The organism is Collinsella sp. HCP3S3_E11, from assembly GCF_052067375.1.
Taxonomy (GTDB): Bacteria; Actinomycetota; Coriobacteriia; order Coriobacteriales; family Coriobacteriaceae; genus Collinsella.
On sequence record NZ_JBQHQI010000020.1, the window covers coordinates 1 to 23,778 of the forward strand.

Sequence of the window (23,778 nt, forward strand, 5' to 3'; positions counted from 1 at the left end):
ACGGTGAGCCCGGCGCCGCGAAGCGCCCTGGCCCTCTCCACCATTCTCCTACTGTATGCCATGCGGACTCCGTTCCGGACCTCAACGGTCCAACTTTTTGTCCGCAGTCCCGTTTCCGGAACAGGCTCATTTGGGAAACCATATCCCGTTTCGAGCTCAAATTTCGGGTCGTAGTTTCCTAGAGAGGCCCCATCCGGAAAGCCCGTCCCAGAATTCGTCTGGATAGTGGGACACGCTTTCCGGAAGGCTGTCCCACCGTAACTTCGAAGAGTGGCTATGCGCTGCATGGCAGTGGCGCAAATCTGCTACACTAGTACAACATGCCTCCGTAGCTCAGGGGATAGAGCACCGCTCTCCTAAAGCGGGTGTCGACGGTTCGAATCCGCCCGGGGGCACCAGGGAATATGACGGCGTCGCGGGAGCGGCGCCGTTTCTGGTTTGTGGGGGGCCGCCGGCGGATTCGGGCCGTCGACACCCGCGTCACCGATTTCCCCGCGGGGGGAGTTTTCGAATCCGCCCGGGGGCACCAGAGCAATATCGAGCCCGGTACCACCACGGTACCGGGCTCTTCTGGTCTAAGGGCCGGATTCGGGCCGTCGACACCCGCGTCACCGATTTTCCCGCGGGGGGAGTTTTCGAATCCGCCCGGGGGCACCAGAGCAATATCGAGCCCGGTACCACCACGGTACCGGGCTCTTCTGGTTTAAAGGCATACCGTAGTTTTCACTGCTTCGGATAAAGAAAGCGCCCGCTTGCTGGGGGAGCAAGCGGGCGCCTGTGAGCGAATATGTTTGTGGCATCAGCTGCTGTGGGCAATGTCTCGATGACTAGTTGGTCGTGCCGGAATCGTCGCCTGAATCGGTGCCAGAGCCAGAAATCGAAACCGTCAGCGTGATCGTGCTGTCGGTGGACTGCTTGCCAGTGGGGGAGACGCCCGTCACGGTGGCGTTTTCGTTACCACTCACGGGGTTGCCGTTCTGATCGCAGAATGCGATGTTGTAGAATCCGGCGTTGTTGAGCGCGGTGACGGCGGAGGAGATACTCTTGCCGTACAGGTTGCCCGGAACGTTTGCCTTGCCGGACTTCTTGGCGATGACGACGGTAATCGTGGCGCCGGGCTTTTGCTTACCGCTGGGGTTCCAGCTAATGACGGTGCCCTCGGTGACGGAATCGTTCTCCTGGTAGGTCACATCGACGCCGAAGCCGGCCATATCGAGGGCGTTGCGTGCCTGAGCCTCGGTCATGTCGGTCAGATCGGGAACGGAGGTGGTGTCGGGTCCACTCGAGACTTTGTACGAAATGGTCGTGCCCTTCTCGACTTCCTTGCCCGCATCGGTGCCCTGTTCAAAGACTTCGCCCTTTTCGGCCTCGTTGGCTTCCTCGGTGGCATTGCCCTTAAGGCCGACGCTTGCCAGCGCCGCCTCTGCCTGGTCCTTGGTCAGACCAACGAGCTGCGGGACATCAACCTTCTCGGAGGGCTTGGGACCCTTGGAGATTACCAGATTCACCTTGGTGCCCTTGGGCTTCTTGGTGTGACCGTTAGGAGTCTGCTCGACAACCTTTCCCTCGTCGACGTCGTCGTTGTAGCTCTGGTCAATGGTTCCGACGTCAAGGCCGGCATCCTTAATCAGTTCGACGGCGGTCTCCTGGTCCTTACCCAACACATCGGGAACCGGGACCTGCTCGCCGCCAAAGAGTCCGGTGGCAAAGGCCACGATGACGCCGATTACGGCTACCGCAGCAACTACGGCGGCGATGATCTTGTTCTTGTTGGATTTGGGCTGCTCGGTGGCGTAAGAGCCGGTTGAACCCGAGACGGAGCTGCGAGCGTTATTTTGTCCGCTCACGCCCGAGACGGGGCGTACCATGGCGCGCGTCTGGTCGGATAGCTCTCGGGTCTTGGTGGCACCCAGGTCGCCAACGGCGCCGATAACGCGCGTAGGCTCCGGCACGTTGACGGCGCGACCAGACAGGTAGCTGTTGAGCACCTGACGCAGCTCGTCGGCCGTCTGGAAACGGTTAGCCGGATCTTTTTCCATGCACTTGAGGATAATGCGCTCAAGATCGGCATCGACACCGGAGTTGATCTGGCTCGGCGGCACGGGCAGCTCGTTGACCTGCTTGAGTGCGACCGAGATGGCATCGTCGCCGTCGAAAGGCACGCGGCCGGTGGCGCACTCGTACATCACGACGCCCAGCGAGTAAATGTCCGAGGTGGGGCCTAGATCCTGCCCGCGGGTCTGCTCGGGGCTTACGTAGTGGGCGGTGCCCAAAACGTTGTTGTCCTGCGTAAGGTGGCTGTTCTTGGCGCGCGCGATGCCAAAGTCCATGACCTTGATGTTGCCGTCGGGCAGCACCATGATGTTCTGCGGCTTAATATCGCGGTGGATGATCTCGTGCTTGTGGGCGACCGAAAGTGCGGAGCTGATCTGCGAGCCGATCTGAGCGACCTTTTTGGGATCAAGGGCGCCGTGGCTCTTGATGCCGCTCTTAAGGTCGGTGCCGCGCAGGTATTCCATGACGATGTAATAGGTGTCGCCGTCCTTGCCCCAATCGTAGACGCCGACGATATAGGGGGAGGAGAGGCCGGCGGCTGCCTGGGCCTCCTGCTTAAAGCGTGCGGCAAAGGTGGCGTCGCCGGCATATTGCGGCAGCATGATTTTGATAGCTACCGTGCGGTCGAGGACCTGGTCCTGTGCACGGTAGACGGTCGCCATGCCGCCTGTCCCTACCTTATCCTTGAGGAGGTATCTTCCCCCGAGGACCCTCTGTTCCATTCCTGCTCCTAACATGACTATTCGCTCAACGATGTGTGTAGTACCAAATTTGAGGCCGCTGGGGCCGTGTGGCGCATTGCCGCTAGTGTTATCGGCCGCGGCACGCCCCATGCTTGCGCATCAATCACGGGCATCACGCTCCCTGGGCGGCAAGCGCCGCGGTCAGGACGATGCCGGCGATCTTTGCCGCCTCGACGTCGTGCTTGTCGTAATCCTCCAAGGCTACCGAGATGGCGACCGTGGGTGAATCGTAAGGCGCAAAACCGACGAACATCGAGTTGACCTTGGTGCCGACGGTCTCGGCAGAGCCGGTCTTGCCGGCAACCTTGACGCCCGGAATCTGGGCATCGGTGCCGGTGCCGGATTGAACGACGTCGAGCATGGCCTGTTTGACCTGTTCGGCCGTGGTGGCGCTGACGGCCTGGCCCAGTGAGCGGGACTGCGTGGTCTTGACCACGGTTCCGTCTGGGGCGAGCACCTGGGCAACGAAGAACGGGTCCATGACGACGCCGCTGTTGGCGATGGCCGCCGCGATAACGGCGTTCTGCATGACGGTGGTCTGCGGGCCCGGCGTGTGGTCCATGCCGACGGGCTGGCCGGCGCCGGCCCAGGCGGTTTCCCACTCGGTCATGAGCGAGGGGTCGGCCATGATGGACGCCGCGGCGGTTAGGTCCTGACCGAGCTTTTGGCCATAGCCAAAGGCGTTGGCGAACTGTACGAGCGAGCTGGCGCCGACCTCGTTTGCCACCTGACCAAAGACGACGTTGGACGACACGGCAAAGGCCTGCTGCAGGCTAATCGTGCCGTAGCTCTCATTGGCGGAGTTGGTGACCGGTGCATTGCCGATATCCATGGAACCGGGCGCCTGATAAGTACTCGAAAGGCTTGCGGTGCCGGTCTCGAGTGCCGCCGAAAGCGTGACGACCTTAAACGTGGAGCCCGGAGTATAGAGGGCGTCCATGGCGCGGTCGTACATAGAACCATCCTCACCGCCGCCCGATTGCAGCAGGGCGTCGATGTTGGTGTTGTCGTAGGTGGGCGAGCTGGCGCATGCGAGCACCGCGCCAGTGCGCGGGTCCATGACCACAACGGCGCCCTTAAAGCCCTTGAGAGCCTGTTCGGCGGCCGTCTGGATGCGGGAGTCGATGGTGAGTTTGGCGGTGTTGCCCGGCTGGTTTTGGCCCGCGAGCGACGCGATGGCGTTGTTCCAGCTGGAGTAATCCTTGGAACCGGTGAGCGTGTCGTTCATCACGCTCTCGATGCCGGCGGTACCGTACTGCTGGCTCACATAGCCAACCACATGGGCGGCCAGGTTGCCGTTAGGGTAGGAGCGTACGTAGGTGCCGTCCTCCTGTTGCAGCGATTCGGCCAGCGTCACGCCGTCGGACGTGATGATGGAGCCGCGCTGGATGTACTTGGAACGGGCGATGGTGTGATTGTTGGTCGGCATATCCTGGTAATCCTTGGCCTTGATGACCTGGACATAGGTGAGGTTGCCGATGAGGATGGCGAACAGGGCCGTAAAGGCAAACACCGCGCGGGTTAGGCGGTTGGCGAGCGCCACGCGGCCGAGCACGCCAGATTCGGGCGTATCGAGCAGGCGACGACGCATGCGCGAGCCGGTGGAGTGGCTGCCACGGCCGTAGGAAGACGAAGAAGCGAAGCGCGTGCCGGCATGCGCCGCGGCAGAAGCGACCTGGTCGTCAGTGATGGCGGCCATGGTGCCGGTACCGGTGAGCTCGGCTTCGCGACCGGTGGCCTCATCGCCGGCGCGCAGCAAAAGCGCGACAATGATAAAGCTCGCCAGCAGCGATGAGCCGCCCTGGCTCATAAAGGGCAGGGTGACGCCGGTCAGCGGAATCAGGCGGGTAACGCCGCCAACGATCAAGAAGGCCTGGAAGCTAATGGCGGCCGTGAGGCCCGTGGCGCTAAATGCGGCAAGGTCGGACTTAGCGCGGGCGGCCGTGGTCAGGCCTCGCACGGCAAAGAGCATAAACAGGACGAGTACGGCGCCGCCGCCCAAAAGGCCCATTTCCTCGCCGATGGCCGAGAAAATGAAGTCGGACTCGACGACGGGGATGTTATTGGCCATGCCATTACCGATGCCAACGCCGATAAGACCGCCGTCAGCCAACGAGAAAAGGGATTGCACAATCTGGTAGCCCTGGCCCTGGGCATCCTTAAAGGGGTCGGCCCAGATCTGGAAACGTACCTGGACATGCGACAGGAACTTGTAGGCGCCCACGGCACCCACTGCCAAAAGCGCAAGGCCGATGACGACATACGAGAAACGTCCCGTGGCGACGTAGAGCATCAGCAAGAAGATGGTGTAGAACAGCACAGCGGAGCCCAAGTCGCGCTCGAAGACAACGACCAGAAGGCATACACCCCACACAGCGAACAGCGGTAGCAGCAGGCGCAGGCGCGGGACCTTGAGGCCCAAGATCTTGCGATTGGAGATGGAGAGTAGCTCGCGGTTTTCGGCTAGGTATCCGGCCAAGAACAATACGATAAAAATCTTGGCGAACTCGCCGGGCTGGATGGTGAAGCCGGCGATGCGAATCCACAGCTTGGAGCCCGAAATGGTGGTGCCGATAAAGATGGGCAGCATCAGCAAGATGATGCCGATGATGCCAAAGGTGTACTTGTAGCGCATGACCACATCGAGATTCTTGATCATCGCGAGCGTGCCCACCATCAGTGCCACCGAGACAAACAGAATGACGAGCTGCGAGATGGCGAGGGCGGGTGCCAGACGCGTTACGAACGTGATGCCGATGCCCGAAAGCACAAAGACGATGGGCAGGATGGCCGGATCGGCACCGGGCGCCAGGATGCGCACGGCGATATGCGCCGCGGCGAAGGCGGCAAAAAGACCGATCGGCACGGCGAGCGTTTCAAACGAGATGGAAGCGCCTGCGGTGAGCACGTACATCGCATACAGCAGGATGACGGGGAACGCCGAGGCGATGAGCAAGAGCATTTCGGTGTTGCGGCGACTCATAAGCGGCACTCCCTTTCTAATTCTTATCGGAGGCTTCGGCCTCGGCGGACTGTTCGGCGGTTTTTTCGGAATTCGATTTGGAAGTCGATTCCTGGTCGGTGTTGTCGCGAATCGTTTGCGCGTCGATCACCTGGCGGGTCTGTTCCTCATCGATTTGATGACGGTACTTGGAGATAGTGTCCTGCGCGTCGTCAACACTCGTTTGCGGAATGCCTGCTTTCAGACGATTCTGCGTGTCTTCGGGTAGGTCGGATAGCTTGATGGCGGTCGTGCTCTCGAGCCAGTGCAGCTTAAGGCCGAGCGGCTTGCCGGGAATGCCCCGGTAGACCGCGACGGTGTCCTTGTAGGTGCCCAGGTAATACGAGCCGGTGACGCCCGCGTAGGCCCAGATGGCTGCCGCCAGCACAAAAGCGATGCCCAGGATGGCGGCAATGGTGACGTTGCGGCGGCGAACACGCTTCGCCTCGCGCATGACGCCGTCGTCGACCAGGTCCACAACGACTACCGTCACGTTGTCGTGGCCGCCGGCAGCGAGCGCGGCGTCTACCAGGTTATCGACGCAAATCTGCGCCGTAGACGATTGCGTGGCGATGTTTTCGATTTCGCTATCGGGAATCATGCTCGAAAGGCCGTCCGAGCACAGGATCAGGCGGTCGCCCTCTTCGATGTGCAGGCTAAAGTGGTCGGCATACATGGCGGGGTCCGAACCCAGCGCACGTGTGATAACCGAGCGGTTGGGATGGACGCGCGCCTCGTCGGCCGTAATTTCGCCAGCGTCCACGAGCTCCTCCACATAGGAGTGGTCGCGGGTCACGCGGATGAGCGTGCCCTCGTGGAGCAGGTAGGCGCGCGAGTCGCCCACGTGGGCGATGGCGAGCATGTCGTTTTCGATATAGGCGCAGGTCGCCGTGCAGCCCATACCGGGCTTGCCCAGGCCGTTGAGTGCGGCCTCGATGACGGCGGCGTTGGCAGCTTCGACGGCTGCGGCTAGGCGCGCGGCGTCGGCAGCCTGTGGCGCCGTCTTGGCGATGGTCTCGACCGCGATGGATGAGGCTACCTCGCCGGCGGCGTGACCACCCATGCCGTCGCACACGCAAAAGAGCGGCGACTGTACCAGGTAGGAGTCCTCGTTGTGCGGACGCACGCAGCCAACATCGGAGCGGGCGCCCCACATGAGTTGCGTGGTGGTGCCGGCATCGTAGGTCGAATCGGTCTCGATGCGCTCGTCGGCCAGCGGCTCAAAACTCATGGTCGAACCAGGGTCCTTGAGCTTGGCCTCCACGGCGGCGACATCAATCTCGGCCGTGTCGCCGGGCGAGACGGCGTTGGCCTCGTTGCTCGGGTCGTCGACTTTAGACGTGGCGGGCACTTCGGTTGTGTTGTCGGCAGGCTCTTCGTCTTGCGGGGCGACGGCTGCGGGCTCGGGTGCCGCGAAGTGCGCGGGCGCGGGCGTGCTGTGGGGCTGAGAGGCGTCCTCCGTCGCTGCGACGGGCATCTCTTCGGCCGTAGGCTGCACGGCCTCGGGCGCCGATGCGGCCGCGGGGGAGGATGCCGCCGCGGGTGCCGGTGTAGATGCGGGCTCGGGCGCCGCGGTGGGTGCTGGAACTACGGGAAACACCGGTGCCGTGGGCTCGGGGGCCAAAAACACCGCGGCGCTCTCATCGATTGCCGCGGCGACAGACTCGGCAAAGTGGGCCGGCGCAGGTGTAGTTTCCGGTGCCGAAGGTTGATCGGCAACGGCGTGCGCGCCGATGGGGGCATCGGTGGAATTATCTTCATCCTGGCCATCGGTGGGCATCGGATGGTCTTGCGTTACATGCGAAAGAGGCAGGGAGAACACGGTGTCCTCGGGCTCCACGGGCGCAGGGCCCGCCGGGGCGGCATGAGCCGGCACGGCCGCGGGGGCAGCCAGTGCCTCGGACATGGTTGCGGACTTGTTCTCCTCGTCGATCATCGACGGTTCACCTTCATGACCACGTCGCCAATCTGGACTTCGTCGCCCTCGCGCAGTGTTGCGGGCTCCACCAGCTGGCGGCCGTTAACAAGGGTGCCGTTGAGCGAGTTGAGGTCCTCGATAATAAGTGCCGGGCCCTGCAGCGAAAAACGCGCATGCGAGGCAGAGACAAACGGCTCGTTGATGCAGATGTCAGATGACGGCGAACGACCGACGATGACGGGGCCAAGCATATCCACGTGAATACCGCGGATGCCGCGCGGGCCCTTGTCCACATCGATCGTCCAGATGGCAGAGTCGCGGCGCTGGCCGCGCACGAGCCCCACGCCGGTCTTCATGACGGCGAACAAGAAGATATAAAGCAGGACGACCAGTACGATGCGGCCTGCAAAAAGGACGATATCGATGTTCATAAGCGATTAACCCCTAAATTCAAAGGTGCTCAGGCCAAACGTTAGCAGATCGCCGTTGCGCAGCGGGCAGCGCGTGATGCGGCGGTTGTTGACGAGCGTGCCGTTGGTGGAGTTGAGGTCCTCGATCGACCAGTCAGAGCCGGTAAAGGTGAGCTGGGCATGACGGCGCGACACGTTGGGGTCGCGCAGGGCGATGTCGGATACCGAGCGCTCACGACCGATGGTCACCTGCGCGGAGGTGATGTTGTGGCTCTCGCCGCTCACGACGTCGACGAGTTGGGCGAGCGGACGCTGCGGGGCGCGGGGGCTTGCCATGTTGGAGGCGATGCTGGTCGCAGCGCCAAGGCCCACGGCGGCGCCAGTGGCAGCCGCTCCGCCCATACCGGCAAGTGCGTCGCGCGAGACGGTTTGCGGCACAGGGATGGGGGCTGCGGGATCGGGGACATTGGGTGCAAAGGGGTCAGCCACAGCGAGCGGGTCGGGAGTGGCAGCGCGGGGTGTCGGCTGCTGCTGGGGCATGGCGGCCGGGTGTTGCTGCGGCGATGCAAACTGCTGCTGGCCGGCGCGGGGGGCGCTTGCGGCACGGCTTGTGGCCGAGTTGTTCTGTCCCAGGCCATTTTGATAGGCGCGCTCTTCCTCGTACAGACGGCCGAGCGTGGGAGCGTCGACGTTCTCGGCAAAGACCGAGAACTTGCCGGCGCGCAGCTGAGGGTCGATCATAAAGCGAACAAGGGGCTCGCCGACAAAGACGTAGCGGCGTTTTTCGGCCTGCGCCTTCACAAACTCGCGCACCTCGCGCGAAAGCTCGGGATAGAACGGGGCAAGCATGGGATCGTCATCGGTGGCGATCAGGATGGTATAGAGCGCCGGCGCGGTGTTGACGCCGTTGATCACCAGAGTTTGATCCTCCATGTCGCGAGCAGCCTGCTTGGCAAGCTTCTTAAAGGAGAACGGGGCACGGGTGGCACCGAAGATGCCGGCCACGTGGTCCTCGAAGATGTTCAGGAAGTTCACGAAAGATCACTCTCCGTATAGGTTCTTTGGTATCCGAGCAAATACAGGCATATCCCAACGATTATAGAGGATAGGATTCCCGCAACCGCCGCCTTGGCGACGACCGTGCCCGCAAGGCTGGCAATTTCCATATGGTGTGCAAGACAAAACGATACGGCCGAGCCGATACCGGCGACGGCAATTGCGACGATGGCGGCGAGGTTTGACCCCTGCTCGGCGCGCTTGGCATGGGCATTGAGCAGCAGCGACGTTGCCGCGGCTGCTGCTGCAATCAGTGCGAAGGCGGCCCAGAGGAACGCGTCGCCCAGCGCTGCGGCGACATTGCCAAGCCCCAGCACGCCTCCCGTAGGGAGGGCAGCTGCGGCCAGGCGGGCAAAAAGCGCGCCTATACCCGTGGCGGCAGCGGCGCTTGCCGGGCCGAGCCAAAACGCCGCGAAGCCCGCGGCGGCCCCGGCGGCAAGGATGGCGTCGCCGGTTAGACAACCTAGCGCAAGCGCGCAGGTGAGTGCCGCGCTCGCGGCCGCTTCGGTGCGTCCCCAGGCAATCCACCATCCGGACATGGCGGCGGCAAAAATGACCGCGACCGGCAGCATCGACAGGATGCCCTGCGCCTGCATGGTGGCGTTGGCCATGAGCACCAAAAAGCCCACGGCCGAGATAGCCGAGCCGATCTGCGGTGCCAAGCCTGCCGCCGCGCCAATAGCGATGGCCGCGGCGACCAGCCCGGGAAGCGCCGCGACGCCCGCTGTCTGCATAAGCAAAAAGCTGAAGGTTGCACACGTTAGCGCCGAGACACCGCGCATGGTGTAATCGCGCGCGCAGCTCCAGCGCGTGCCCGCCCAACCAAGCGCGGGGTCGACTTCGATGGCGTTATCCTCGTAAGGCAGCGACTCCATATCGTCTGCCGCGTGCTCGTCGTCCGAAAGCTCGCTTACCATCTGCTCCAAGCTGCGACGGCCTTCGCGCACGCTCCCCAAGCCGGCAAGGAGTTGGTCGCAGAATGCCTCGATGCTATCGGGGCGGTCTTGCGGCATAGGGGAGAGGGCGCTCATGAGCGCTGCCTCGGCCCCCGGGGGAAAGTGCGGGATCAGCTCGCTGGGGTAGGTGGCGCCGCCGATGATGCGGTCGAGCGAGTCGGCAGGCGTTGCCGCCATAAAGGGGGCGCTGCCGCACAGGCCCTCGTAGATCACGCAGGCAAGGGCAAAGACATCGGCGCGCTCGTCGACCGTGCCGGTCTCGATATCGAGCTGTTCGGGCGGCATGTAGCCGATGGTGCCGCCGCGCGATCCGCCAAAGCCGCCGGCAGATGACAGCCGCGCCATGCCAAAGTCGGTGAGCTTTACATTGCCCGAGTGGTCAATGAGCACATTGGCGGGCTTTATGTCCAGATGAAGCACGCCGTTTGCATGGGCAAAGGTGAGCGCCTGACCCAACGCGTCGGCAATGGTCGCTGCCTCATCAAAGGTGAGCGAGTGGCCGTCCACGCGATGCAAAAACTCGGCCAGCGACATGCCGTCGACATACTCCATGACCAGGTAGGCATAGGCGGTGTCATGCGTAAAGTCGATAACCTGCACGATATTGGGATGTTGAAGCATGGCGGCGGTATGTGCCTCGCGCAGTACATCCATGATGTCGCTGGCGGGCATGCCGGAGCCGTTGATAAGAGGGATGCGCTTAATGGCCACGCGACGACGCAGGTGCGTGTCGCGGCAAATCTCGATGGAGCCAAAACCGCCGGTCGCAAGCGTCTCGAGCGGCTGGTACCGCCTGAGCAGCTCGCGAGAGCTGGTGCCCTCCAAAGGGACGTCCGGCGAGAACCGGGCGGTATGTTGCGAGAAAAGCGGCATGGCCAACCCTCGTGCGTTTAAAGTTCGTTTGCGAGCGGCGGGCGCGGGGCCGAGCCATTCGCGGTGGCATAGATGCTGCTAGTGTAGCACGCTCTGGTGCATGGGGAGGATAGCGGGATGCGAGGCTGCCTGTCTGACTTGGCCTTAGTGCTTCTTCTTGCCCTTCTTCTGCTTGCACTGCTTGCCCTTGTTGTCCTGGGGCTTGTCTGCCTTGTCTCCCTGCTTGGCCTCGGCTGCAGCCTTCTCGGCCTTCATTTTCTTCTTCTTGGTCTCGATGCGGAGCTTTTTGTTGATGCGCGCCTTAAGGAAGGAGCCAAACTGCTCGGCGTCGCCGCGAACAAAGGTGTCCTTGGGGATCGTCACGCCCTGGTCTGCGAACATGGCAACAAAGATGCGCTCGCCGTCGAGTACGTGGTCGAGCTTCTCAAACGGGAAGAACTGCGACTTGCCGCTCTTGCCCCATACCATCAAGCCGTCCTCGTTGGCGGCGACGCGGCGATAGCGGCCACCCATGGACTTGTCGGCCTCGACGGCGTCGATAAAGTCGCGGGCGAGCGTGTGGTGCAGGTTTTTGCTCCACCAGGCCAAAAAGGCGCCGAACACGATCAGGACGACGCCAAACTTGATCCAGTTGCCGCCGGCCACCAACATGCCGATGCCGAGCAGCGCGGCAATTGCCGCGGCGACATACAGCGAGCCGCGACGCCTGGGCGAGGCGACCAAGCGGGCGAAGTCGGTGACGAGGTCGTTTTCGTACTGATACTCGTTGAGGTACAGGATGCCGTCGTCGGCTGCTGCCTGTTTCTCGAGCGCGACCTCGACCTGGTCGGCTGCTTCGGAGGGAACGAGGTTGCTCTCTGCGTCTGCCATGCTCTTTGGACTCCTATCGCGGCGGGCTCGCCGTACGGGTTATTATGAGTGCAGTATGCCGTGCGACCGCATGGCCGTCGCGGCAACAAAACTCAGTATACCCGGGGGAGCACCCATGGAATCGTTGTACCGAAAGTATCGCCCGCTCACCTTCGACTCCGTGGTGGGCCAGCAGCATATCGTCTCGACGCTCGAGCACGCCATCACCGAGGGACGCCTGTCCCACGCGTACCTGTTCTGCGGACCGCGCGGCACGGGCAAGACCACCATGGCGCGCATTCTGGCCAAGGCGCTGCTATGCCGCAATGCCGAGGCGGCGCGCGCCGAGGGCGCAAGCGGCTGCATGCCCGACGGCACTTGCGAAGAGTGCGAGCTCATCGCCGAGGGCAACCACCCCGATGTCTACGAGCTCGATGCCGCAAGCCGTACGGGCGTGGACAATGTGCGCGAGGAGATCATCAACTCCGTTAACTTTGCCCCGGTGCGTGGCAAGTACAAGATCTATATCATCGACGAGGTCCATATGCTCACGACGGCGGCGTTCAACGCGCTGCTCAAGACGCTCGAGGAGCCGCCGGCGCACGTGATCTTTGTGTTGTGCACCACCGATCCGCAAAAGATTCTGGAGACCATCCTCTCGCGCTGCCAGCGCTTCGATTTCCACCGCATCGGCAACGAGGATATCGAGCATCGTCTGTCCTACGTGTGCGAGCAGGAGGGCTTCGATTACGACGACGAGGCGCTGGCCATCGTGGCGCGCCATGCCAAGGGCGGCATGCGCGACGCGCTTTCCACGCTGGAGCAGCTGAGCGTTTTTGGCAACGGCGCCGTGCATGCGGACGATGCCCGCTCGCTTTTGGGCGAGGTTTCGGACCAGATCCTGGGCGAGTTTGCCCGCGCCATCGCCGAGCGTGATATTGCTGAACTCTATGGGCTCATTCGCGCACAGGTCGAGGAGGGCAATGACTTGCTTGAGCTGACGCGCGACCTGGTGGCGCACGTGCGCGACGTGTATGTGGCCTGCGTTGCCGGTACCCGTGGCGAGCTGTTTGAGGGCGGGGCCGAGCAGGCTGAGGCGCTTGCTGCCGAGGCCGCTGCCTTTGGCGGGCATCCGGCCGACCGTCTGGCCCGCGTGCTGACAGTGCTCGACGATGCCGCGTTGGAGATGAGGGGTGCGAGCGACGTGCGCCTGGTGCTCGAGATCGCCTGCACGCGCCTGGCACGTCCCGAGGCCGATCTGACCATTGAGGCCCTGGCCGAGCGCGTGGCACGCTTGGAGGCCATGGTCGCCAACGCCGCGGTGCCGGCGAGCGTGGCTGCTGCTGGTGGTGCTGCGCCCGCGGCTGTCGCGGCTGCACCTGTGGCGACACAACAACCGACGCTGATTTCGGGTGCCCGAGCTGCTGCCCCTGTGGCATCCACCGCTCCCACTGCTACGCCCGCGCGCCAGGGCGGCATGCCTTGGGATCGCGGCGCCGCCGCTCCGGCGACGCAGCCTGCGTCCGTGTCAGCTTCCAAGCCTGCGGCGCCTGCGCCTCGGCCTGCGCCAGCTCCGACGCCTCAGCCCGTTGCGGCCCCCGCGCCTATCACCGCTCCGGCGCCTAAGCCCCAGCCCAACACTGTCGCTCAGGTTGCTGCCGCTGGTGCCGCCGAGACCCCTGCGGTCGAGGATGCCGGCGAGCTCCAGCGCAAATGGGTCGAGGTCGTCGAGCGCGTCAAGGCCCAACAACCTTCTTATGCGGCTCTCCTGTTGAACGCTCGCGCTACGGCAGACGATGGTTCTAAGCTCACGGTCTCGTTCCCTACGGCATTTGCTATCAAGATGCTCGGGCGTGCTGATACACAGGCGGTGTTTTTGCCGACAGTCAGTGCGGTCTTCGGTCGTCGCACCGTCGACTACGTCCTGGATGGAGGTGTCAGGCCGGCTCCTCAACATGAGGAGCATTCTCCATCTGCACGGGCTGCGGCATCTGCGGACCCGCAACCCGTGTCCTCGGCGGTCCCTGCATCCTTGAGCGCCAGCGCGACGCAGCCAAAAGCGGCACCGGTAGCGGCACCGATCCCGTCGGTGACTGAACCCGCCGTGCCCAAACCGGCTGCTCCGATCCCCGCGTCCAAGCCCGCTGCCGCGCCTGCACCCAAGTCATCCGACCTTGCCAAGGCCCCCTGGCTGCGCTCCGATAACCCTGCCGGTGCTCCTGCCACGGGCAAGCTCCCGACCGAGCCCGCGCCCCGAGTGTCCGAGTGCGCGTCTGCTCCCAAGATTCAGCCGTCTGCGCAGGCTGCGCCATGGGAATCCGAGCAGGTACCCTACGACGACGCCATGGTCGGCGGCTTCGCCGGCGATGCGAGCGGGGAAGATCTTCCTCCGTTCGACGTGCCTGCCGCGGCGCCTGCGCCCAGCCCTGCCGCTTCGGCCGCAGCTCCCGCGGCTGCGACGTCCGCTCCTGCAAGTGACGACGCCCTCGCTGCCCCTTGGGAGTCCAACCCCGGTGCCGGCAGTCCTTTCGGTCACCAGGGCGCAGCCCCGGGCATCCCGCAGACCGAGGATGAGGCCAAAGCCCTCATACGTAGTGTCTTTGGCCAGTCCACCATCTTCAAGCCGGTGGAGTAACTATGCGGGCGGGTATATACGCCGAGTTGTGAGACCTTGCATAATTCGACCTTGCATAGTCTTGGGCGGCGCGTCACGCTAGAGGACATGTACATCGACTGAGTTAGCGCGACCGCCCCGCTCGTATGCCCCGCGCCGTGGTACGATTTTTGAGTTTGAAAGTCCCGCCGTGCCCGGCTGCCCTTGCAGCTTGTCGCGCGACCACACGTAAAGGAGCCATCATGGCCGGTATGAACATGCAGCAGATGATGAAGCAGGCCCGCAAGATGCAGGAGCAGCTTGCCGCCGCGCAGGAGAACCTCAAGTCCCAGACCGTCGACGCCTCTGCCGGCGGCGGCATGGTCAAGGTGACTGTCAACGGCGAGATGGAGCTCGTCAACCTCACCATCGACCCCGATGCGCTCGATCCCGAGGACGTCGATATGCTGCAGGACATGATTATGGCTGCCGTCAACGAGGCCGTCCGCGGCGTCAACGAGCTCGCCAACAAGCAGATGGGCGCCATCGCCGGCGGCCTCAACATCCCGGGCATGCCGTTCTAAGACGCGCACATATATGAGTGCCAACCATAGTCTGCAAAAACTGCTCGATGAGCTGGGCCGTCTGCCGGGCATTGGCCCCAAATCGGCCCAGCGCATCGCCTACTACCTGCTCGAGGCCGACGCCGAGGAGGCGCGCCGCCTGGCCGAGGCCATTCTAGAGGTTAAGCAGGAAGTGCATTTTTGCAGCCGCTGCTTTAATTACGCCACCGCTGACGAGTGCTCCATCTGCCAAGACTCGATGCGCGACACCACCCGCATCTGCGTGGTGGGTGAGCCGCGCGATGTCCAGGCGATTGAGCGCACGGGCAGCTACCACGGCCTCTACCACGTGCTGGGCGGCGTGATCAGCCCCATGGACAAGATCGGCCCCGAGCAGCTGCACATCCGCGAGTTGCTGGCGCGCTTGGGCCACGAGGACATCCACGAGGTCATTATCGCCACCAACCCCAACATTGAGGGCGAGACCACGGCGAGCTACCTTGCCCGCACCATCAAGCCTCTGGGCGTCGAGGTGTCGCGTCTGGCGAGCGGCCTGCCCGTGGGCGGCGACCTGGAGTATGCTGACGAGCTTACGCTCGGCCGTGCCATCGAGGCCCGTCGTGCGATCTAGGCGGCGTCAGCTCCGCGGCATGTCCCGTCAGCCTGCCGCACGGGGCGCTCATAATTGGGCACGAGTTCATGCATTTGTTGTGCAACAAACCTGCTTTTCATCCGCTTATCGCGTGGATGGGTCCACTCTCACCTCGTATTTGCCCATTCGTTGCACAACCTTTTGAGTTCGCTGATACACTCAAATGTGGATTTGAAAGAATACGCCGCTTTTAAGCGGCGTGTTTTTGTTGGAGGAGAACGCATGCGGCCCGCTAGCACTCAGACAAAGCATGGCGCCGCGGTGCGCATGCGACGCCGGCTGGGCCTGGCGCCTCGGGCGTATGTGCTGCTGTCTTGCTCGCTCGTGCTGGTCATAGCCGGTGTTTCGGCTTATGGCATGACGGTGCCGTCCATGGTACAGGCGTATGCTGCGCGCGAGCTGCATATTGGGCGCAAGGCCAAAAGCGACTTGGGAACGACAACCGGATATGCGTGGGCGAGCGTGGTCTCGCATGTTGTGTTCGGTGGCGACGATGCGGACAGTCCAGAAACATCGGACAACGAGGTTACGCTGGCAAACGGCAAGACCATCGTGCTCACCAACACCAAGGTCATTACGAAGCTTTCCAACAACAGTGTGGCTTCTGTCGTCAATAAGGCCGAGCAGCAGAAGGGGCAGGACGCCCAACAGACAGGCCAGCCCGGCGGTTCGGGTTCGTCTGGCTCCAGCTCCGATTCGTCGGGCGGCGGTTCCGGTTCGGGCTCCGCCTCTGGCGGTGGATCTTCGAGTGATGGCTCGACGGACGGCGGTGCCGGCGGCGACACGGGCTCGGGTGGTCTCTCGGCTGCCGAGGAGGAGAGTATTCACAGCTGGCTCGTGACCAAATACAACATGCTCGATGGCTATGTCGCCCGCGCCAACAGCGTGGTTTCGACCTATAACGCTACGGGCGATACCGGACCGTGCGACAGCCTGGCCAACGATATGTTTGTCATCCGTGCCGAGTTTGGCCGGCAAACGTTTTCTCCCAAGTCAAAGTGGTATCAGCAATACGCCAACCTATGGGGTTGCTACACCAATCTGTGCCAATGGGTGGGGCATTATGGCGATGACGACGTCGCGCTCAACAACTTCAATACCAAAGTGGCGGCGATCGCCCTATGACGAATAGCCTTGCTTCTGTGGCAACCCAGTCGCTCAGCCGTGACCCTATGGTGGGCCTGCGCCTGGCGCGCGTTGGAGGGTTTGAGCCCGCCATTGCGCTGGGCCCGGACGAGCTTCCCGCCTACCTGCGCCGTTTTACGATGCTGTTTGCCGATGACGCCACCATGCGCCGCGGCGGTATCGGCCGTGTGACGCGTGCCGTCAACGCGCAGGGCGAGGCCGTGGCACTCAAGCAGCTCATCTTGCCAACGCGCGACGAATTTGATGACGATGTCGCCCACGAGGCGCTGGTCACCAAGTTCAAGGCGGCGTTTCGCGAGGAATATGAATGCCATCGCGCCCTTTCGGGCCTTAGAGGCTTTCCCCGCCTGTATGGATGGGGCGAGGTTGACGGCGTGCCCGCGATTGTCATGGAGTGGGTCGAGGGCGAGACGCTCGCTCGCCTGCGCTCGCGCCTTGCCGTGGACGATGCCGGGCGTCTGTCGCCGCTCCTGGCGGCGCGCCTGGGTCGCGACCTGTTCGATCTGCTCTGCCGCATGAGCTTGATAGGCGAGGGGTTCGTCCATCGCGATATCTCGCCCGCTAATATTATGGTGCGCACGGCGCGCCTGCCGCTCGACCGACAGCTTGCCGAAGGCACCTTCGACCTGTGCTTGATCGACTTTGGCTCTTCGCTGGCGCTCGAGCCCGCCTCTGCGGTGGCCGGCACCGGCGGCAAGGCGTCGTTTACCGAGCGCTATGCCACGCTGCGCCGCGCGACGGTGGCCTACGCCCCGCCCGAGATGCTCACCGACGATATTCCCGACCTGCGCATGCTTCGCATGTCGCCGGCAATCGATGTCTATGCAGCGGCGAGTACGGTCTACGAGCTCATCGCCGGTGTCGCGCCGTACGAAGTAGCGCCGGGTGCGTCGGGTACTTCGGGCTCGCGCAAAAAGACGTGCGATATCGCCAGCCCTTATCGCCTCAAGATGGATACGCTGCCCGATTATCCCGTTGGCGCCCACGCGCCCGGCTGCGACTTGACGCAACTGCTGCGACGCGAGCCCGATGTGGCACTTGCCGCGGCCGAACAGGCTCAGCAGCTGGGACTCGATCCAAATTCCGAGGATCTGCGCGATGCGCTGGCGTTTGTCGATGCCCAGTTGTTCGACGTGGTCATGGCCTGCCTGTCCTGCCATCAGGAAGATCGTCCCGAGCCGGCTGCGGTGGAGGCGGCGCTCTCGGCATTTTGCGACCACTATGCGCAAAATGTCGCCCGCTCGATTCGCGCCGAGCCGCTCATGCCGTGCCCGATGGAGGTATCGGGGCACACGGCCCGGCGTGCGGCGATGGTTGGTGCGACGGCGGTATGCGGCGTGCTTTGGGCTGTGGTCGTGGTATCAGCTGCGCTGTTGGCGTCGGGCGCCCATGTGACGCTCGTCGTAGGACCGCTTATGTGGTCCGGGAAGCTGCCGGCCATTATCGCCGCACTGGCGTTGGCACCGCCGGGCATGGTGGGCATCGCTGCCGGCGCCATGGCACACGATCGTCGCACGGGGTTCCTGCAAGGCGTACTGGCGCTTTCTGCCTGCGAGGTTCCGGTGCTGATCGCGGTTGCATGCACCGTGTTTTCCCAGCGCGCCGTAGCGAGCGGCTTCGTTGCCGCCTTAATTGCAACCTATGCGCTCACGTGGTTTTTGCTGGCGATGGGGTTTGCCTTTGAGCTTCCCGTCGTGTCAGCGCGACGTGCGAAAATTTCCATGGCGACGCCGCTTGCCGGCGGAGCCGCGGCTGCTCGCGCCTTTGGCGGGCCGGCCGAAGTATCCGACACTATCTCTGCGACCAAGGAGGGCTAAGCCATGGCTTCTCAAGCTGAGCTCACCCCGTGCGGGGCAATGTTTGACATCTTTAAGCGCGCAGCGCACCTGAGCCATATCGAACTGTGCGGCCTGGTGCTCTCGAGCCGCCCGCTCGTCGACGGCCGTAGTCCGCAGAGCCGTGCTGCCGATCGCTCTTGGGTTTCGCGCTTTATCGTGCGCGCGCCAGTCGGCACGCTGCAGGAACGTTATTTTGCCGATTACGGTACCTCGGCCGCGCGCATTATGTCGCAGCTGGCCTTGCGCCGCCGCAATCCCATGGACGCCGCGGCCGTGACCAACATGGTGTGCGGCCCCGCTGGCGAGCCCATGGTGCGGGCACTCGAGGAATGCCATCAGGACACGAATCTCTATCGCAATGCGCTCGAGCGCCTGTCGCAGGCGGCTGAGCTCATGCCCGCCGAGCGCGCCGAGGCCATCCTGGTGCTGTTTGTCGCCGTGGGCTGCTCGGCAGATGTCCGCTCGTCGGTGACCTATGCCCTCGACTACGCTCATGCGACCTGTGGCGGAGCCACGTCGACGCCGCGCTCGCTGAGCACCTCGACGGTCACGGGCGAGCGCGAGGCGGCGCCTGCGCACCCGTTGGGACTGCTGCGCGTGCAAAACGGCTACGTGGTGAGCACCCCGCGCTGGATTCAGCCGAGTGAGGAGGGCGTCGAGATCGGCGCGCTGGCGACGGGGGAGGGCGATATCACCGATGTGGGCGATGACGTTTCGGCTCGCCATGCCCACGTGTGGTGCGATGACCAAAATGTCTGGTACGTCGAGGACCTGTCGTCCACCAACGGAACTGTGGTGGTAAACGGCGCGACGAACGTCTGCACCCAGGTCGAGCCCGGCCGCTCCGCTCAGCTCAACCCCGGTGACGAGCTCAGGCTCGGAGAATCCACAACCTACGCCATCCTCCTCGGCGCCCTCTGACTCATCTCCTAAATAAGTTGCGGTGAAATAGGGACTGTTTAAGACTGCGGCCGGCAAAAACAGTCCCTATTTCACCGCAACTGCCATTTGGTCCCTCGGTGACGGAAGGATAATTTTTGCCCTTGATGGTCGCTCGGGGTAAACCTTTACCGCCCGCCTATATTTGTCGAAATTACACTTGACGGCGGGGTACAATAAACCCGCATGCGGATTTCCGTTGCGGGCGCTTCCCATCACCGGGGCGTGCCCGGGAGCATCCGGCATGCGGCCTTTGCGGCGCTCGATCATGTGCAAGACGGGTAGCTGGGCCTGTGGGGCGCGTGCAGCCCTCCTCGCCTCGGCATGCCTTCTCTCCACGCCATGTACCTGCTGCTGAGTCCGCCTGTCAGATGACTGGAAGCAACAGCGAAAATCCCATCACGCCAACATCCCGGTAATCGCCGGGGCCTGTATACCTATATGAGAGGAGAGGGGTATATGGCGCGTAAGTTTAAGTCTATGGACGGCAACGAGGCGGCCGCATATGTTTCGTATGCGTACACCGAGGTAGCGGGAATTTATCCCATTACGCCGTCCAGCCCGATGGCCGACCATGTCGACCAGTGGGCGGCCCAGGGTCGCAAGAACATCTTTGGCACCCCGGTCAAGGTCGTCGAGATGGAGTCCGAGGCGGGTGCAGCCGGTACCGTTCACGGTTCGCTGGGCGCCGGTGCTCTGACCACCACCTACACGGCTTCTCAGGGCCTGCTCCTGATGATCCCGAACATGTACAAGATCGCGGGCGAGCAGCTCCCGGGCGTCTTCCACGTCTCCGCGCGTTGCGTCGCTTCCCACGCCCTGAACATCTTTGGCGATCACTCCGACGTCATGGCCTGCCGCCAGACCGGTTTCGCCATGCTCGCCGAGGGCAACGTCCAGGAGGTCATGGACCTCTCGCCGGTGGCTCACCTTGCCGCCATCGAGGGTAAGACCCCGTTCCTCAACTTCTTCGACGGCTTCCGCACCAGCCACGAGATCCAGAAGGTCGCCATGTGGGACTACAAGGATCTTGCCGAGATGTGCGACATGGACGCCGTCCAGGCTTTCCGCGACCACGCGCTCAACCCTGAGCACCCGCACACCCGCGGCAGCCATGAGAACGGCGACATCTTCTTCCAGAACCGCGAGGCCTGCAACAAGGTCTACGACGAGCTCCCTGCCGTCGTCGAGGGCTACATGAAGAAGATCAACGAGAAGCTCGGCACCGATTACGGCCTGTTCAACTACTACGGTGCTCCCGATGCCGATCGTGTCGTCGTGTGCATGGGCTCCTTCTGCGACGTGCTCGAGGAAGTCATCGACTACCTCAACGCTCACGGTGAGAAGGTCGGCCTGGTCAAGGTTCGCCTGTTCCGTCCGTTCTCCATCAAGCACTTCGTGGACGTTCTCCCCGAGACCGTCCAGAAGATCGCCGTCATGGACCGCACCAAGGAGCCGGGTTCCATCGGCGAGCCGCTCTACCAGGATGTCGTCTCCGCTCTCTACGAGGCCGGCAAGACGGGTATCAAGGTTGTCGGCGGCCGTTACGGCCTGGGCAGCAAGGACACGCCTCCCGCGTCCGCGTTTGCCGTCTTCGAGGAGCTCAAGAAGGACGAGCCCAAGCGCGAGTTCACCATCGGCATTGTCGATGACGTGACCAACCTGAGCCTGCCCGAGGCCGAGGATGCGCCCAACACCGCAGCTCCCGGCACCATCGAGTGCAAGTTCTGGGGTCTGGGTGGCGACGGTACCGTCGGCGCCAACAAGAACTCGATCAAGATCATCGGCGACCACACCGACAAGTACGTTCAGGCCTACTTCCAGTACGACTCCAAGAAGACCGGCGGCGTTACCGTCTCGCACCTGCGCTTTGGCGATTCCCCGATCCGCTCGCCGTACTACGTGACCAAGGCCGACTTTGTCGCTTGCCACAACCCCAGCTACATCGTCAAGGGCTTCAAGATGGTCCGCGACGTCAAGCCTGGCGGCACCTTCCTGGTCAACTGCCAGTGGAGCGACGAGGAATTCGCCGAGCACATGTCCGCCGTGGCCAAGCGCTACATCGCGAACAACAACGTCAACGTCTACCTGATCGACGCTATCGACCTGGCCGCCAAGGTTGGCATGGGCAAGCGCACCAACACGGTGCTCCAGTCCGCCTTCTTCGCGCTGGCCAAGGTCCTGCCCGCCGAGGACGCCCTGCAGTACATGAAGGACGCGGCTACCAAGTCCTACATGAAGAAGGGCCAGGCCATCGTCGACGCCAACCACAAGGCCATCGATGCCGGCGCTACCGCCTTCCGTAAGTTCGAGGTTCCGGCCGACTGGGCTACCGCCGAGGACGCCGCTCCTGTCGAGCTTTCCGAGGAGACCAAGTCCGCTATCGCCCAGCAGGTCAAGAACCTGCTCGAGCCCATCGATCGCATGGATGGCGACAGCCTGCCCGTTTCTGCCTTTGTCGATTGTGCCGACGGTCAGTTTGAGCTGGGCGCCTCCGCATACGAGAAGCGCGGCGTCGCCGTGGTCGTTCCTCACTGGGACGAGACCAAGTGCATCCAGTGCAACCAGTGCGCCTATGTGTGCCCGCATGCCACCATCCGTCCGTTCGCGATGACCGAGGACGAGGCTGCCGCCGCGCCCGAGGCTACCCGTACGCTCGACGCCATGGGTCCCAAGGCCAAGGGCATGAAGTTCACCATGGCCGTGTCCCCGCTCGACTGCATGGGCTGCACCAACTGCGTCAAGGTCTGCCCCAAGGGCGCCCTCGAGATGGTTCCCGCCGAGCAGGAGATGGATCAGCAGCCCGTTTGGGACTACATGGTCAAGAACGTCTCCGAGAAGAAGGAGCTCATCGCGGCCAACGTCAAGGGCAGCCAGTTTAAGCAGCCCTACCTGGAGTTCTCCGGCTCCTGCGCCGGCTGCGCCGAGACCGCTTATGCACGTCTGGTGACCCAGGTCGCCGGCGACCGCATGTTCATCTCCAACGCCACCGGCTGCTCCTCCATTTGGGGCAACCCCGCTGCCACCGCTCCTTACTGCAAGGACAAGGACGGTCACGGCCCGGCGTGGAACAACTCCCTGTTCGAGGACAATGCTGAGCACGGTCTGGGCATGGCCATCGGTTACGAGGCCGTCCAGAATAAGCTGATCGCCGCCACCCAGGAGCTCATCGCCGCTGACGGTCCGTCTGACGAGCTTAAGGCCGCCGGTCAGGCTTGGATCGACTCCGTCAACGACGCCGAGGCCTCCAAGACTGCTGCTGCCGCCTACGTTGCCGAGCTCGAGAAGTGCGGCTGCGACGCTTCCAAGGCGATCCTCGCCGACAAGGCTTACCTCACTAAGAAGTCCTTCTGGATCTTCGGTGGCGACGGTTGGGCCTACGACATCGGCTTCGGTGGTCTGGACCACGTCCTGGCTTCTGGCCACAACGTCAACGTCTTCGTCTTCGACACCGAGGTCTACTCCAACACCGGCGGTCAGGCCTCCAAGGCCTCGAACCTGGGCCAGGTTGCTCAGTTCGCCGCTGCCGGCAAGGTGACCAAGAAGAAGTCTCTGGCCGAGATCGCTATGAGCTATGGTTACGTCTACGTGGCGCAGGTCGCCATGGGCGCCAACCCGGCTCAGACTCTTAAGGCCATCCACGAGGCCGAGGCCTACGACGGCCCGTCCCTCATCATCGGCTACAGCCCCTGCGAGATGCACTCCATCAAGAAGGGCGGCATGCAGAACTGCCAGGCCGAGATGAAGAAGGCTGTCGAGTGCGGTTACTGGAACCTCTTCCGCTTCAACCCCGAGGCTGCTGCCGGCAAGAAGTTCTCGCTCGATTCCAAGGAGCCCGCGGGCGGCTATCAGGAGTTCCTGATGAACGAGGCCCGTTACGCTTCGCTGACGCGTTCCTTCCCCGAGCGCGCCGAGGAGCTCTTCAAGGAGAACGAGCAGGCCGCTATGGATCGCTACGCTCACCTGCTGAAGCTCAAGACGGTGTACAACGAGGCCTAGGTCTCCCACCGCAGGATCTGAGGGCTAACCTTCGCGGACGTCCTCGGACATGAAAGAACCCCCGCTGCGCACTACGTGAACTGCCTCCCATTTCTTGGACACGAGAAATGGGAGGCTTTTTATGCGAGTCGACTTGAGGGTGAAGCACGACATCGAGGCCAGGAAGGCGGCGATCGGGCTCTTCGAG

General features: G+C 63.2%; 14 protein-coding genes and 1 tRNA gene. 8 read left to right on the forward strand and 7 right to left on the reverse strand.

Annotated features, from left to right (window positions below; all coding sequences use genetic code 11):
* The first annotated feature begins 322 nt into the window (after positions 1 to 322).
* Positions 323 to 398 (forward strand) — tRNA-Arg (locus ACTM86_RS08660).
* A 429-nt stretch (positions 399 to 827) separates the two neighbouring features.
* Here the strand turns inward: ACTM86_RS08660 and pknB are convergent.
* The 7 genes from pknB to ACTM86_RS08695 form a co-directional block, all read right to left on the reverse strand.
* Positions 828 to 2,777 carry a Stk1 family PASTA domain-containing Ser/Thr kinase gene (pknB, locus tag ACTM86_RS08665; RefSeq protein ID WP_427795137.1) on the reverse strand — a complete coding sequence of 650 codons (1,950 nt, stop codon included), beginning with the start codon at positions 2,775 to 2,777 and terminating at the stop codon, positions 828 to 830.
* A 133-nt stretch (positions 2,778 to 2,910) separates the two neighbouring features.
* A complete protein-coding gene (locus ACTM86_RS08670; protein WP_427719320.1) occupies positions 2,911 to 5,781 on the reverse strand; it encodes an FtsW/RodA/SpoVE family cell cycle protein in 2,871 nt (956 codons plus the stop codon).
* Positions 5,782 to 5,797: 16 nt separating this feature from the next.
* Positions 5,798 to 7,735 carry a Stp1/IreP family PP2C-type Ser/Thr phosphatase gene (locus ACTM86_RS08675; RefSeq protein ID WP_441017355.1) on the reverse strand — a complete coding sequence of 646 codons (1,938 nt, stop codon included), beginning with the start codon at positions 7,733 to 7,735 and terminating at the stop codon, positions 5,798 to 5,800.
* Entirely contained in the window at positions 7,732 to 8,148 is a 417-nt protein-coding gene (locus tag ACTM86_RS08680) for an FHA domain-containing protein (RefSeq protein ID WP_055250779.1), read from the reverse strand. Before ACTM86_RS08680 ends, ACTM86_RS08675 begins: the two co-directional genes overlap by 4 nt.
* Positions 8,149 to 8,154: 6 nt before the next feature.
* Positions 8,155 to 9,162, reverse strand: coding sequence for an FhaA domain-containing protein (locus ACTM86_RS08685; RefSeq protein WP_441017352.1), 1,008 nt, complete (start codon positions 9,160 to 9,162; stop codon positions 8,155 to 8,157).
* Positions 9,159 to 11,012: a serine/threonine-protein kinase gene (locus ACTM86_RS08690; RefSeq protein ID WP_441017350.1), complete on the reverse strand. Its 1,854-nt coding sequence runs from the start codon at positions 11,010 to 11,012 to the stop codon at positions 9,159 to 9,161. The genes ACTM86_RS08685 and ACTM86_RS08690 overlap by 4 nt, the downstream gene beginning before the upstream one ends.
* Before the next feature lie 144 nt (positions 11,013 to 11,156).
* Positions 11,157 to 11,882 carry a hypothetical protein gene (locus ACTM86_RS08695; protein ID WP_441017347.1) on the reverse strand — a complete coding sequence of 242 codons (726 nt, stop codon included), beginning with the start codon at positions 11,880 to 11,882 and terminating at the stop codon, positions 11,157 to 11,159.
* Positions 11,883 to 11,997: 115 nt separating this feature from the next.
* On the opposite strand from ACTM86_RS08695, the gene dnaX reads away from it, so the two are divergent.
* The 7 genes from dnaX (at position 11,998) to nifJ (ending at position 23,591) form a co-directional block, all read left to right on the forward strand.
* Positions 11,998 to 14,496: a DNA polymerase III subunit gamma/tau gene (gene dnaX, locus ACTM86_RS08700; RefSeq protein WP_441017344.1), complete on the forward strand. Its 2,499-nt coding sequence runs from the start codon at positions 11,998 to 12,000 to the stop codon at positions 14,494 to 14,496.
* A gap of 221 nt (positions 14,497 to 14,717) precedes the next feature.
* On the forward strand, positions 14,718 to 15,038 hold the full coding sequence (locus tag ACTM86_RS08705) for a YbaB/EbfC family nucleoid-associated protein (protein ID WP_427719331.1): 321 nt from the start codon (positions 14,718 to 14,720) through the stop codon (positions 15,036 to 15,038).
* A 13-nt stretch (positions 15,039 to 15,051) separates the two neighbouring features.
* The gene (gene recR / locus ACTM86_RS08710; protein WP_099432550.1) at positions 15,052 to 15,648 is read left to right on the forward strand and encodes a recombination mediator RecR; all 597 of its coding nucleotides are present in this window, start codon (positions 15,052 to 15,054) and stop codon (positions 15,646 to 15,648) included.
* Positions 15,649 to 15,891: 243 nt separating this feature from the next.
* Complete coding sequence (locus ACTM86_RS08715) at positions 15,892 to 16,794, forward strand: hypothetical protein (protein ID WP_441017341.1); 903 nt, start codon at positions 15,892 to 15,894, stop codon at positions 16,792 to 16,794.
* Entirely contained in the window at positions 16,791 to 18,632 is a 1,842-nt protein-coding gene (locus ACTM86_RS08720) for a serine/threonine protein kinase (RefSeq protein WP_441017338.1), read from the forward strand. Before ACTM86_RS08715 ends, ACTM86_RS08720 begins: the two co-directional genes overlap by 4 nt.
* A 3-nt stretch (positions 18,633 to 18,635) precedes the next feature.
* A complete protein-coding gene (locus ACTM86_RS08725; RefSeq protein ID WP_441017335.1) occupies positions 18,636 to 19,574 on the forward strand; it encodes an FHA domain-containing protein in 939 nt (312 codons plus the stop codon).
* 477 nt (positions 19,575 to 20,051) lie between these two features.
* Positions 20,052 to 23,591, forward strand: a complete 3,540-nt coding sequence (nifJ, locus tag ACTM86_RS08730; protein ID WP_441017332.1) for a pyruvate:ferredoxin (flavodoxin) oxidoreductase — start codon at positions 20,052 to 20,054, stop codon at positions 23,589 to 23,591.
* Positions 23,592 to 23,778 lie beyond the last annotated feature (187 nt).